Origin of the sequence: Serratia sp. 201, assembly GCF_037027545.1 — a bacterium.
Taxonomy (GTDB): Bacteria; Pseudomonadota; Gammaproteobacteria; order Enterobacterales; family Enterobacteriaceae; genus Serratia; species Serratia bockelmannii.
Window position 1 is genome coordinate 383278 of sequence record NZ_JAXCHC010000002.1, and the last position, 13088, is coordinate 396365.

Below are 13088 nucleotides of genomic sequence, written 5' to 3' on the forward strand. Positions count from 1 at the left end.
CCCTGAGTCGTTTCTGCGGGGGGCTATTCTGCCAGCTCCACCAACAGCAGGACGGCGGCGTTGCCGCCCCATTCCTTCGGCGCCTGATGGAACGCCAGCACGTCGGGATGCTGCGCAAGCCACAGCGGCGTTTGCTGTTTGAGAATGTGTTTGCCGTGCCCGTGCATCACGCAGGCGCAGTGCACGTGCTCGCGTTTGCAGGCGGCGATCAACGCCCCCAGCTCCTGCTTGGCCTGCAGCTGGGTCAGGCCGTGCAAATCGAGAAACAGCTCCGGCGAATAATCGCCGCGTCGCAGCTTCTTCAGCTCATACGGGCTGCTGCCGGGGCGCACGTAGCGCGTCGGGCCTTCCTCTTCCAGCTGCGGCTGATATTCATCTGAAAAATAATAGCTGGCATCGACCTGCTCCTGCAGCAGCCGCTGCGGCGCAACCTGTTTGACCTTGAGCTTCGGCGGGCGGTGGACGATGGTGTCCTGGCGCAGCTTTTTTGCGCCCGCCACCGACTCTCTGAAGAGCTGTTGTTCGTCTTTGCTCAGAGGGGGCTTGTTCTTCATGCTTCATTCACCGGAAATCGTTTATTTCGCTAGTTTACCTTGTGAATGAGCGCTGTCGACGCAAAACTCGGGCCAGAGTGAAAAGCGCGAGGGGCGCGCGTGATTTGTCGCGGGCTTCATGGCAAACTATGCGGCTAAATCATGAAACACAGCGCCTGCCGGAGGGCAAATTGGACAAAATTTTCGTCGACGAAGCAGTGAACGAACTGCACACCATTCAAGATATGCTGCGCTGGACGGTAAGCCGCTTCAACGCCGCCAATATCTATTATGGTCACGGAACCGACAATCCGTGGGACGAAGCGGTGCAATTGGTGCTGCCAAGCCTGTTCCTGCCGTTGGACATTCCGGAGGACATGCACACCGCCCGTCTGACCTCCAGCGAGCGCCATCGCATCGTTGAGCGCGTGATCCGCCGCGTCAACGAACGCATCCCGGTCGCTTACCTGACCAACAAGGCCTGGTTCTGCGGCATGGAATTCTACGTCGACGAACGCGTGTTGGTGCCGCGCTCGCCGATCGGTGAGCTGATCAACGATCGTTTCAGCGCGCTGATCCCGCACCCGCCACGCCATATTCTCGACATGTGCACCGGCAGCGGCTGCATCGCCATCGCCTGTGGCTACGCTTTCCCGGAAGCGGAAGTGGATGCGGTGGACATCTCCAGCGAAGTGCTGGCGGTGACCGAGCGCAATATTCAGGCGCACGGCGTCGAACATCAGGTGATCCCGATCCGTTCCGATCTGTTCCGCGACGTTCCCGCGATCCAGTACGATCTGATCGTCACCAACCCGCCGTACGTCGATGCGGAAGACATGTCCGATCTGCCGCAGGAGTTCCGCTTTGAGCCGGAACTGGGCCTGGCGGCGGGCAGCGACGGCCTGAAGCTGGTGCGCCGCATCCTGGCCTGCGCGCCGGACTACCTGACCGACGACGGCGTGCTGATTTGTGAAGTGGGCAACAGCATGGTACATCTGATGGAACAATATCCGGACATCCCGTTCACCTGGCTGGAATTCGAAAATGGCGGCGACGGCGTGTTCATGCTGACCAAACAGCAGCTGGTGGATTGCAAGGATCACTTCAGCCTCTATCGCAGCTAAACCGCATTTCCAGGGCCCGCACGGCGGGCCTCATAACGATAAAAGACTAACGGTAAGGAGCCGTGATGGCAGGAAACAGTATTGGGCAGATTTTCCGCGTCACCACCTTCGGTGAATCTCACGGGGTGGCGCTGGGTTGTATCGTCGATGGCGTACCGCCCGGCATTCCGCTCACCGAAGCCGATTTGCAACACGATCTGGATCGTCGTCGTCCGGGCACCTCGCGTTACACCACCCAGCGTCGCGAACCGGATCAGGTGCGCATTCTCTCCGGCGTATTCGAAGGCGTGACCACCGGTACCAGCATCGGTCTGATCATTGAAAACACCGATCAGCGCTCGCAAGACTACAGCGCCATCAAAGACGTGTTCCGTCCGGGGCATGCCGACTACACCTACGAACAGAAATACGGTCTGCGCGACTATCGCGGCGGTGGCCGCTCTTCGGCGCGCGAAACCGCCATGCGCGTTGCGGCGGGCGCCATCGCCAAGAAATACCTGCAGCAGAAGTTCGGCGTGCAGGTGCGCGGCTATCTGGCGCAGATCGGCGACGTGACCTGTGAGCTGAAAGACTGGGATCAGGTCGAACAGAACCCGTTCTTCTGCCCGGATCCGGACAAGCTGGAAGCGCTGGACGAACTGATGCGCGCGCTGAAAAAAGAGGGCGACTCCATTGGCGCCAAGGTCAGCGTGATTGCGGAGAACGTGCCGGTTGGCCTGGGCGAGCCGGTGTTTGATCGCCTCGACGCCGATCTGGCGCACGCGCTGATGAGCATCAACGCGGTGAAAGGCGTGGAGATCGGTGACGGATTTGCTGTCGTGACCAAACGCGGCAGCGAAAACCGCGATGAAATCACCCCGGAAGGCTTCCAAAGCAACCATGCCGGCGGCATTCTCGGCGGCATCAGCAGCGGCCAACCGGTGATCGCGCATCTGGCGCTGAAGCCGACCTCCAGCATCATGGTACCGGGCCGCACCATCAATCGCCAGGGCGAAGCGGTGGAAATGGTGACACGCGGTCGCCACGATCCGTGCGTGGGCATCCGCGCCGTGCCGATCGCCGAAGCGATGATGGCAATCGTGTTGATGGATCACCTGCTGCGCCAGCGTGCGCAAAACGGTGATGTGGTTTCCGACGTACCTCGCTGGTAATCGCCATGAAAAACTGGATGTTGGGCCTGGTGGCCTTGACGGCCTCCGCTTCCGCCATGGCGCTGACGCCGTGGCAGAAAATCGACCATCCGGTGGCCGGTGCGCCGCAGGCGGTGGGCGGTTTCGCCAACGGCTGCGTCATCGGCGCGCAGCCGTTGCCGCTGAATTCACCGGACTACCAGGTGATGCGTACCGACCAGCGCCGCTATTTCGGCCATCCGGATCTGCTGGCGTTCATACAGCGCCTCAGCAGCCAAGCGAACCAGAAAGCACTGGGCACGGTGCTGATCGGCGACATGGCGATGCCGGCCGGTGGGCGCTTCAGCAGCGGCCACGCCAGCCACCAGTCGGGGCTCGACGTTGACATCTGGCTGCAGTTGCCGCGCCAACGCTGGAGCGCGCAGCAATTGCTCAAACCGCAGCCGATCGACCTGGTGTCAGGGGATGGCAAGCAGGTGGTGGCGAGCCAATGGCAGCCGCAAATTGAGTCGCTGATCAAACTGGCGGCGCAGGACGCGGACGTGACGCGCATCTTCGTCAACCCGGCGATCAAGCAGCGTCTGTGCCTGGACGCCGGCGCCGATCGCGCCTGGCTGCACAAGGTGCGGCCGTGGTTCGGCCACCGTGCGCACATGCACGTGCGTCTGCGTTGTCCGGCCGGCAGCCTGGAGTGCCAGGAGCAGGATACGCCGCCGCCGGGCGACGGCTGCGGCGCCGAACTGGCGAGCTGGTTCGTGCCGCATCAGCCGAACGCGAAGCCGGGCAAACCCGTGCCGCCGCCGTTACCGCCGACCTGTCAGGCATTGCTGGATCACCATTTCTCAGCGGAATAACACATGGACTGGTTCGTCATTGGCCCCGAAATGCTCGGGGTGTTGTTTGCGGTAGCGCTGCTGGCGGGGTTTATCGACTCCATCGCCGGCGGCGGCGGATTACTGACGGTGCCGGCCCTGCTGGCGGTGGGGGTTCCTCCGGCGCAGGCGCTGGCGACCAATAAGCTGCAGTCGGTCGGCGGCTCCTTTTCCGCCAGTCTGTACTTCATTCGTCGGCGAGCGGTGAACCTCAACGACCAGAAGCTGACGATTTTTCTGACGCTGATCGGCTCGATCGCCGGCGCCATTTTGGTGCAGCATATGCGCGCCGATTTGCTGCGGCAGATGTTGCCGCTGCTGGTGATCGGCATCGGTCTCTATTTCTTGTTGATGCCGCGACTGGGTGAGGAAGATCGTCAACGCCGTCTCGGGGCCTTGCCGTTCGGGCTGGTGGCCGGCGGTTGCGTCGGGTTTTACGACGGTTTCTTCGGCCCCGGCGCCGGGTCATTCTACGCGCTGGCCTACGTGACGCTGTGCGGTTTCAACCTCGCCAAGTCCACGGCGCACGCTAAGGTGCTGAACTTTACCTCCAACGTCGGCGGGCTGGCGCTGTTCATCATCGGCGGCAAGGTGGTGTGGAGCATTGGTCTGGTGATGTTGGTGGGGCAGGTGCTGGGGGCGCGTTTGGGCGCGCACATGGTGCTGACCCGCGGCCAGAAATTGATTCGGCCGATGATCGTGATCGTCTCGCTGGTGATGAGCCTCAAGCTGCTGTACGACAATCACGGCGCGGAAATTCAGCAGTGGTTGACCGCCTTGGTGCACGGTTAAAGATGAAGAGGGGGCGTTGCTTACGCGCCCTGTCTTATCGGGTATAATGGCCTCTTTATTTTTGTGGTTATAGAGTTTTTATGTCAGACATGCAGACCCGCCATCACTATGAGCAGTTGATCGAGATCTTCAATCGGTGCTTCAGCGATGACTACAACACCCGCCTGGTGAAGGGCGACGACGAACCTATCTACCTGCCGGCCGACGACGAATTGCCGTATCACCGCATCGTGTTCGCCCACGGCTTCTACGCCAGCGGCCTGCATGAAATCTCGCACTGGTGCATCGCCGGTGAAGCGCGCCGCCAACTGGTGGACTTCGGTTACTGGTATTGCCCGGACGGGCGCGACGCGCAAACCCAGAGTGAATTCGAAGCGGTGGAGATCAAACCGCAGGCGCTGGAATGGATGTTCTGCGTGGCGGCCGGTTTCCCGTTCAACGTCAGCTGCGACAACCTGAACGGCGACTGCGAGCCGGATCGCATCGCGTTCCAGCGCAAGGTGCGCGCCCGGGTATTGATGCTACTGGAGCAGGGAATACCCACACGGCCTGCGCGCTTTATTCAGGCGTTGCAATCGTTCTACAATACGCCACCGCTGGCGGCCGAGCATTTTCCGTATCCGGAAGATCTCAACTGACGCCACAGCCCGTTATTTAATGAGGAAATTTGATGATCGCAGAATTTGAAGCGCGCATTTTGGCGCTGATTGATGACATGGTAGAGCACGCCAGCGATGATGAACTGTTTGCCGGTGGCTACCTGCGCGGTCATCTGACGCTGGCGGTGGCCGAAGCGGAAGAACAGGGCGAGCATACTGCCGAAGCGCTGAAAGCGCGGGTGGAAGAGAGCCTGCACAAGGCGATCGCCGCTGGGGAACTCTCGCCGCCGGATCAGATTTTGGTGCGCGGCATGTGGGAAAACCTCTATCAGGCTGCCACCCCTGCCGCCTGACCGCCATGCCGGGGCGCGCCGCCGCGCCCCTCATCCATGAATTAAACCGCACGTCCTTTCAGTAACTTTCGCACCCACATTCGATTCGGATTCAACGCCGCCAGCAGGCGCGCGTCGCCCGGTAACGGTTCGCCGAACAGCTGCGCCGCCAGAATTTCCGCCGCCAGCGGCGCCGAACACAGCCCGCGCGATCCCAACCCACCGATAGCGAACAGGCCGGGATAGACCGGCGCATCGGCGACGGTTTCGCCGCGCTGGTTCTGCCGTTGCAAATCCTGATACTGCGTCAACGTGGCCTGATAGTCCGGCAGCGCGCCGACCATCGGTAAATGATCGCGGGTGGCGCTGCGCACGCCGCAGCGCGCCTGATGAGCGCTGACGTCCACCTGCTGCGGCCAGGCCTGCTCCGGCAGGCAGCGCAGCAGGCGTTCACGGTTTTCCTGTTGCTCCTGCTCGCGGTAGTCGGTGGTGATGTCGCCGCGCTGGTAGCTGGCGCCAATGCAGTGGTGGCCGTTGTTGGCATTAACCGGCGTCAGGTAGCCGTCGTAACACAAGACCTGTTTCAATTGACCGAGGGCCGGCGAGCTTGGGATATGCGACACCTGTCCGCGTACCGAATACAGCGGCAGGGCTTCCGTCGGCGCCAGTTCGGCCAGCCGATGGCCATTGGCCAGGATCACCGTCGCATGGCTGCGGCTTTCGCCGTGGGCGAAGTCGATGCGCCAGCCGTTTTCTTCCTGCTTCAGCCTCTGTGCATCGTGCCGGTAGTGGCAGACCAAGCCCTGGCGCTGCGCCAGCGCGAGAACGCCGCGCGTCAGCTCGGCCGGACAGAGCCAACCGCCTTGGGGGTAGGTGATGCCGCCAAAGCCGGTATCGACGCCGCACAGTCCGCTGAGCGTCTCGCGGTCGGCCGCCATCGCCAAGGCCTGCGGCCAGTCGGTTTTCAGCATATTGGCGATCTTAGCGCCGCTCTTGTCGTCATAGGCCAACTGGCTGACGCCGCACCACTGATGATCAAAGGCGACGCCTTGTTGCAACAGCGCGTCGTACTGGCGGCGGGCGAAGGGAAACGCGGCGCTGAAGAAGCTCTCCAGCGCGTCGCCGCTGCCGTTCAGCAACGGATAAATCGCCCCCTGGCGATTGCCGGATGCCCCCTCCGCCGCCTGCTCATCGGCGCAGTACAGCGTGACGGTGGCGCCGCGCCGCAGCAAGGCCAGCGCGGTGAGCGCGCTGGCGACGCCGCCGCCGATCAGGGCGATATCGGCGGTGTTGTCCGCCGCCGGGCGCCGATACCAGGGCGCTGGATGAGGGGTGGGCTGCGCATCGGCCGGGAGCTCGCCGGCGAGCATCTCACGCTTTTGGCCGAAGCCTTTGCAGCGGTTGACCTGAAAACCGGCCTGTTGCAAGCCGCGGCGCACAAAGCCAGCGGCGGTAAAGGTGGCGAAGCTGCCTCCCGGCCGGGCGAAACGCGCCATGGCGGCGAACAGTTGCTCGGTCCACATGTCGGGATTTTTTGCCGGCGCAAAACCGTCGAGGAACCAGGCATCCACCTGGTTATTCATGCTGGCGTCAAACTGCGGCAGCAGATCGTTGACGTCGCCGAACCACAGATCGAGCGTAATGCGGCCTTCGGCCAGCAGCAGACGATGGCAGCCCGGTAGCGGCAGCGGCCATTGGGCGCGCAGCTCGTCGGCATAAGGCGCCAGCTCCGGCCAGCGCGCATGCGCCGCCGCCAGGTCAGCCTGCTGCAGGGGGAATTTTTCGAAGCTGATAAAGTGCAGGCGTTGCAGCGCGGCGTCCGGCTCGGCCTGGCGGAAGCCGGCGAAGGCCTGCCACAGCGTGAGGAAATTGAGCCCGGTGCCGAACCCGGTTTCCGCCACCACCAACAACGGACGCGGGTGGGTGGCGAAACGTTGCGGCATCCGATTGCCGTGCAGGAAGACGTAGCGGGTTTCTTCCAGCCCATCCTGATTGGAAAAATAGACGTCATCAAACTGTTTCGAAACAGGTGTACCCTGTTCGTTCCAGGTTAGCGTTGCGGTTTGGATGGGGGCGTGGTTCACGGTCAATGGCTCGAAATTCAAGGGATGCCGCGAATTCTAACGGCGCTGGCGCCCCGGCGCAAACTGGACAACAATAAAGCTGAAAAACGCTGATCGGACTTGTTCGGCTTACATCTGTACGCTAAAGTGCGATGCAAAATCCCGTAGGTAAATAGTGGAAGAGGTATTGAATGAAACGTGCAGTGATTACTGGCCTGGGAGTTGTCTCCAGCATTGGTAATAACCAGCAGGAGGTCCTGGCAAGCCTGCAGGAAGGACGTTCTGGGATCACTTTCTCCCAGGAGCTGAAAGATTCCGGCATGCGTAGTCACGTATGGGGGCAAGTTAAGCTCGACACGACCGGCCTGATCGACCGCAAGGCAGTGCGTTTCATGAGCGATGCTTCCATTTATGCCTTCCTGGCGATGCAAGAAGCGATCGCGTCTTCCGGCCTGAAGGAAGAAGAGTATCAAAACAATCCGCGCGTAGGCCTGATTGCCGGTTCCGGCGGCGGTTCTCCGCGCTTCCAGGTGTTCGGCGCCGATGCGATGCGCAGCCCGCGCGGCCTGAAAGCGGTTGGCCCGTACGTGGTGACCAAAGCCATGGCTTCCGGCGTTTCCGCCTGCCTGGCAACGCCGTTCAAAATCCACGGCGTAAACTACTCCATCAGCTCCGCTTGCGCGACCTCCGCGCACTGCATCGGCAACGCGGTTGAGCAAATCCAACTGGGCAAACAGGACATCGTGTTCGCTGGCGGCGGCGAAGAGCTGTGCTGGGAAATGGCCTGTGAGTTCGACGCGATGGGCGCGCTGTCCACCAAATACAACGACACGCCGGAAAAAGCGTCCCGCACCTACGACGCCGATCGTGACGGTTTCGTCATCGCCGGCGGCGGCGGCATGGTGGTGGTTGAAGAACTGGAGCACGCGCTGGCGCGCGGCGCGCACATCTACGCAGAAATCGTTGGCTACGGCGCGACTTCCGACGGCGCCGACATGGTTGCCCCTTCGGGCGAAGGCGCAGTGCGCTGCATGAAGATGGCGATGCAGGATCTGGATGCGCCGATCGACTACATCAACGTGCACGGCACCTCTACGCCGGTAGGCGACGTGAAAGAGCTGGGCGCTATTCGTGAAGTGTTCGGTGACAATACCCCGGCCATCTCCTCCACCAAGGCGATGACCGGTCACTCGCTGGGCGCCGCGGGCGTGCAGGAAGCGATTTACAGCCTGCTGATGCTGGAGCACGGCTTTATCGCGCCGAGCATTAACATCGAAACCCTGGATGAGCAGGCGGCCGGCATGAACATCGTGACCCAGCCGACTCAGCGCGAGCTGACCACCGTGATGTCCAACAGCTTCGGTTTCGGCGGCACCAACGCCACCCTGGTGATGCGCAAACTGGCGAAATAATTCCGCCGGAGCGTCACTTCGCTATCAAGCCCGCGTTTTCGCGGGCTTTTTACTGCCCAAAGCCCGCCGGGCGAGCGCTCGGAGTTTTCCCAAATCACATCCCCTGACACATCATTACCTCGCCATTACACGCGTTGGGCATACAATAGCCAGGTAGCGTGATTATCGCTCGGCGTAGCTTTCTAAAGTGATCGAACATTGAGGCAAGAAGTATGAAAAAGTTAATTGCGGTTGGGTTACTGTCGGCCGTGTTGGCCGGATGCGCCACCGATTCTCCCTGCGTGCCGGTCTACGATGACCAGGGGCGTCTGGTGCACACCAACACCTGTATGAAGGGCACCACTCAGGATAACTGGGAAACCGCGGGTGCGATCGCCGGCGGCGCGGCGGCGGTTGCCGGTCTGACCCTCGGTATCATCGCGCTGACCAAGTGATCGGCGCGGAACAGGAATAAGCCCGGCCATTGCGCGCCGGGCTTTTTTATCTCACTGCACCAAAAACGCTTTGAATTGCGGCGTCATCACGGCGCTGAAACCGTCGTCGGTTTTGCTGATCAGGTAGACCGCCAGCCCTTTCTCTTCTGCGAGCTGCAACGCTTTCTCCGGGCCCAGCACCATCAGGCCGGTATCCCAGCCGTCGGCCTCGAGCGCAGTGGGGGCGATCACCGTGGCGGAAACCAGCCGGTGGTTGATCGGCCTGCCGGTGGTCGGATCGATGACATGGGAGTAGCGCTGGCCGTTTTGTTCAAAGTAGTTGCGGTAGCTGCCGGCGGTGCTGATGCCGTAACCGTGTAGATCCACCAGCGCCTGCACCGCATTTTCACGATCGGTCGGCTTTTGGATCGCTACCCGCCAGGGTTTGCCCTGGCCGTTGACGCCGCGTGAAGAGACCGCGCCACCGACCGATACCAGGTAGTTGGTAATGCCGTGACGGTTCATCAGGCGCACCAACTCATCCGCGCCATAGCCTTCGCCCAGCGTCGAGAGATCGACATACATGCCCGGCAGATCTTTTTGCAGCCACTCCCCGCGACTGTCGCTGATCAGCTTCAGGTGTTGCAGGCCGATGTTCTGCTTCGCCGCGTCGATCTGCGCCTGTTCCGGCACCTTGACCGGATGCTTGTCTGGGCCGAACCCCCACAGGTTCACCAGCGGGCCGACGGTGATGTCCATGGCGCCGCCGGTATCGCGGCCGATACGCTGGGCCATCAACACGATGTCCGCCATGCCGCGCGGGATAGGCTGCGGCTCGAGGTTGGCGCTGCGGTTAAACCGCGACAGCACCGAATCGGCGCGGTAGGTAGAGATGTCGTCGTTGGCCTGTTCGAGCACCGTGTCGATCTGCCGCTGCAACTCTTGTTTGCCGATCGCGACGTCACCGCTGACCTTAACGCTGTAGAAGGTGCCCATGGTCTTGCCGTCGATATCGATTTGCGGGCGAGAGGCGGCATCGTCGCAGGCGGCGAGCAGGGCGCATAAGGCGCTGAGCAACGCCCCTTTGGCGAACAGGGAAGCCATAACATGTCCTTTGAAAACGAGAAAGCCGCTACAAATAAAGTAAAGCGCGGCAAATGGAAAGCGGATAAAGGTAAAATAGCATTTTGCTGGCGTTGCGGCTGCGCCTGAGCTAACGTCTCGCTCATGCTTTTCGCTGAGGTTTCAAGCTGCCACCATGAGTGCAACCGCCATTTCCCGGATTATCCATCCCTTTGTCAAAGATCGCTTCTTGCATGTATTGCTGCTGGCCGGCGTGGCGATGTTCGTCTTTCATCCGCAGCCATTGGCGGCGTTGGGCGGCTTTATCGACGGCCGCACTCTCATCACCCTGCTGGGGCTGATGCTGCTGACCAAAGGCGTTGAGGTCAGCGGCTACTTTGACTTCGTTGGCCGTAAGATTATCAACCGGTTGCACAGCGAACGACGGCTGGCGCTGTTCCTGGTGTTTTCAGCCGCGCTGCTGTCGTCGTTTCTGACCAACGATGTGGCGCTGTTTATCGTCATTCCGCTCACCATCACGCTAAAAAAGCTGTCGGCGCTGCCGGTTGGCCGCTTGATCATCTTCCAGGCGCTGGCGGTGAACGCCGGTTCGTTGCTGACGCCGATCGGCAACCCGCAAAATATCCTGCTGTGGAGCCGATCCGGCCTCTCTTTCCTCGATTTTATCGGCCAGATGGCGCCGTTTGGCGCCGCAATGATGTTGAGCCTGCTGGCGCTGACCTGGTTCAGCTTCCCGGCGCGCGACATCGTGAAAACGCCGAATACCGAGGGGTATCCCTACCAGCGGCCGCTGTTGCTGAGCTGTGTAGGGCTGTATGTGGTTTTCCTGCTGTGTCTCGATTTCGATCTGCCGTTGTACGGGCTGCTGGCGGTGTTCGCCGGTTTCTTGCTGCTGGCGCGCCGAGTGCTGTTGCAGATCGACTGGAGTCTGATTTTCGTGTTCACCGCCATGTTCATCGATGTCGGCCTGTTTACCCGCTTGCCGCCGCTTCAGCCGGCGTTCGCCGCCATCGCCGGGCTGAGCGAGGGGAGCGTGTATGCGTTGGGCGTCGGGCTGTCGCAGATCGTCAGCAACGTGCCGGCCACCATACTGTTGCTCAACTATGTGCCCTCCAGCGCTCAACTGGCCTATGCGGTCAACGCCGGCGGCTTCGGGTTGGCGATCGGATCGCTCGCCAACCTGATTGCGCTGCGCATGGCGGGGGAGCGCAAGATCTGGTTGCGCTTCCACTATTATTCGCTGCCGCTGTTGGTATGGGCCGCGTTGCTCGGCTGGGTGATGAGCTAAGCCGGTTGGCCGCTTTGCCGCGTGGCCAGCAGGCAAATGCTGCGGGTCACCTGATAGGATTTCACGAAGGCGCTGACGGGTAAAAACTCGAAGCGCGAGTGGAAGTTATGCGCGCCGGTGAAGTAATTGGGCGTCAGGATACCGCGGCTGGAGAGCGCCGCGCCGTCGGTGCCGCCGCGCATTGGGATCACCTTCGGCGGGATGCCGTGGGCGGCAAGGGCGCCGAAGATCAGATCGATAGCGCGTCGATCTTCGCCGATGGCATTGCTGATGTTGCTGTAGATGTCGCTGACGTTGCAGCTAACGTTGGCGCGCGGATAGTTGGCCGCCACCTGGCGCACCGTCTCCTCAAGGCGGGCCTTGCGTGCCTCGAACGCCGCGCGATCGAAGTCGCGAATCGACACCTTCAGCGTCGCCTGATTGGCGTTGGCGGCCAGATCGGTGAACCAGAAATAGCCCTCGCGCCCTTCGGTGTGCTCCGGGGTATCCAGTACATCGAATCGGTTAATGATGTCGTTGGCGATGCGTATCGGGTTGATTAATACGTTTTTCGCTGACATCGGGTGGGCGGTCACTCCCTCGATGCGGATCTCCGCCGCTGCCGCGTTGAAATTCTCGTACACCACTTCACCCAGTTCGCAGCAGTCGATGGTGTAGGCGAAATCGACGGGGAAACGCTGCAGATCCAGCGCCTTGGCGCCGCGCAGGCCGATTTCTTCGTCCGGTACGAACGCCACCACGATATCGCCGTGGCGATCGGCCGCGGTCAGGTTGGCCAGCAGCGTCATCACCACGGTGACCGCCGCCTTGTTGTCGGCACCCAGCACGCTGGTGCCGTCGCTGAACAGGATCTCTTCGTTGCGGTAGGGCAGGATCTCCGGGTGCTCGGCGGTGCGCAGCCAGATGTCTTGCTCGGCGTTCAGACATAAATCTCCGCCGGTGAAGCGCAGGCGCTGCGGGCGAATCTCGGGCGACAGGCCGACGTCCACGGTGTCGATATGGGTGATAAAGCCGATGCGCGGCGCGCCGGGTTGGGTGCCGGGCTTGCGGGCGGTGACGGTGGCGTGTTCGTCTATCTGCACCTCGGCCAGGCCGAGCCGGCGCAGCTCTTCCGCCAGCAGTTGCGCCATCTCATGCTGCCCCGGCGTGCTGGGCAGGGTGGTTGCGGCGGCGTCGCTCTGGCTGGTGACCGCCAGGTAGCGGAAGAAACGTTCGGTGAGCTGTTCGGCAATCGGGCTGGTCATCGGAACTCCTCGCGGTTGGCAATCTACCGGTTTTAAAACGAAATCAGCCGTTTGTCCAACGATGCAATGCGTAAACCGCCAGAATGCGAAGCATCGCGCAGAAACGAAAAATAGCGGTGAAACTAGGAAATCGTCGCAGGTTTCTGCGGCAAAATCGGTGTTAGCTGTGGGCCGGGAAGCGCCCGCATAACACTTATCTGTCC

13 protein-coding genes are annotated in these 13088 nt (G+C 61.5%); 9 read left to right on the forward strand and 4 right to left on the reverse strand.

What is annotated here, in order from left to right:
- Positions 1–23: 23 nt before the first annotated feature.
- Positions 24–554: an endonuclease SmrB gene (gene smrB / locus WA302_RS10125; protein WP_025303720.1), complete on the reverse strand. Its 531-nt coding sequence runs from the start codon at positions 552–554 to the stop codon at positions 24–26.
- A 170-nt stretch (positions 555–724) separates the two neighbouring features.
- On the opposite strand from smrB, the gene prmB reads away from it, so the two are divergent.
- The 6 genes from prmB (at position 725) to WA302_RS10155 (ending at position 5403) form a co-directional block, all read left to right on the forward strand.
- Positions 725–1657: a 50S ribosomal protein L3 N(5)-glutamine methyltransferase gene (prmB, locus tag WA302_RS10130; protein ID WP_025160157.1), complete on the forward strand. Its 933-nt coding sequence runs from the start codon at positions 725–727 to the stop codon at positions 1655–1657.
- 65 nt (positions 1658–1722) lie between these two features.
- Positions 1723–2808 carry a chorismate synthase gene (aroC, locus tag WA302_RS10135; RefSeq protein ID WP_004936219.1) on the forward strand — a complete coding sequence of 362 codons (1086 nt, stop codon included), beginning with the start codon at positions 1723–1725 and terminating at the stop codon, positions 2806–2808.
- A 5-nt stretch (positions 2809–2813) separates the two neighbouring features.
- Positions 2814–3641 (forward strand): penicillin-insensitive murein endopeptidase, encoded by an 828-nt coding sequence (gene mepA / locus WA302_RS10140; RefSeq protein WP_043140182.1) that lies wholly within the window; start codon positions 2814–2816, stop codon positions 3639–3641.
- A gap of 3 nt (positions 3642–3644) precedes the next feature.
- Positions 3645–4451 carry a sulfite exporter TauE/SafE family protein gene (locus WA302_RS10145; protein ID WP_025303718.1) on the forward strand — a complete coding sequence of 269 codons (807 nt, stop codon included), beginning with the start codon at positions 3645–3647 and terminating at the stop codon, positions 4449–4451.
- An 80-nt stretch (positions 4452–4531) separates the two neighbouring features.
- The gene (locus WA302_RS10150; RefSeq protein ID WP_043140178.1) at positions 4532–5089 is read left to right on the forward strand and encodes an elongation factor P hydroxylase; all 558 of its coding nucleotides are present in this window, start codon (positions 4532–4534) and stop codon (positions 5087–5089) included.
- Positions 5090–5121: 32 nt separating this feature from the next.
- The gene (locus WA302_RS10155) at positions 5122–5403 is read left to right on the forward strand and encodes a YfcL family protein (protein ID WP_016926855.1); all 282 of its coding nucleotides are present in this window, start codon (positions 5122–5124) and stop codon (positions 5401–5403) included.
- Positions 5404–5444: 41 nt separating this feature from the next.
- On the opposite strand, the gene mnmC is transcribed toward WA302_RS10155, so the two are convergent.
- Entirely contained in the window at positions 5445–7466 is a 2022-nt protein-coding gene (gene mnmC / locus WA302_RS10160) for a bifunctional tRNA (5-methylaminomethyl-2-thiouridine)(34)-methyltransferase MnmD/FAD-dependent 5-carboxymethylaminomethyl-2-thiouridine(34) oxidoreductase MnmC (RefSeq protein ID WP_043140276.1), read from the reverse strand.
- 170 nt (positions 7467–7636) lie between these two features.
- Between mnmC and fabB the strand changes: the two genes are divergently transcribed.
- Both fabB and WA302_RS10170 read left to right on the forward strand, forming a co-directional pair.
- Positions 7637–8857, forward strand: coding sequence for a beta-ketoacyl-ACP synthase I (gene fabB / locus WA302_RS10165; RefSeq protein ID WP_016926857.1), 1221 nt, complete (start codon positions 7637–7639; stop codon positions 8855–8857).
- 212 nt (positions 8858–9069) lie between these two features.
- Positions 9070–9291: a hypothetical protein gene (locus WA302_RS10170; RefSeq protein ID WP_004936201.1), complete on the forward strand. Its 222-nt coding sequence runs from the start codon at positions 9070–9072 to the stop codon at positions 9289–9291.
- Positions 9292–9342: 51 nt separating this feature from the next.
- Here the strand turns inward: WA302_RS10170 and apbE are convergent, their stop codons facing one another.
- Positions 9343–10374, reverse strand: coding sequence for an FAD:protein FMN transferase ApbE (gene apbE, locus WA302_RS10175; RefSeq protein ID WP_043140173.1), 1032 nt, complete (start codon positions 10372–10374; stop codon positions 9343–9345).
- Positions 10375–10528: 154 nt separating this feature from the next.
- Between apbE and WA302_RS10180 the strand changes: the two genes are divergently transcribed.
- The gene (locus WA302_RS10180) at positions 10529–11641 is read left to right on the forward strand and encodes an SLC13 family permease (protein ID WP_043140170.1); all 1113 of its coding nucleotides are present in this window, start codon (positions 10529–10531) and stop codon (positions 11639–11641) included.
- Here WA302_RS10180 and pepT read toward each other — a convergent pair.
- Positions 11638–12885, reverse strand: coding sequence for a peptidase T (gene pepT, locus WA302_RS10185; protein ID WP_336063784.1), 1248 nt, complete (start codon positions 12883–12885; stop codon positions 11638–11640). The two genes, WA302_RS10180 and pepT, sit on opposite strands and share 4 nt — an antisense overlap.
- Between the last annotated feature and the right edge of the window lie 203 nt (positions 12886–13088).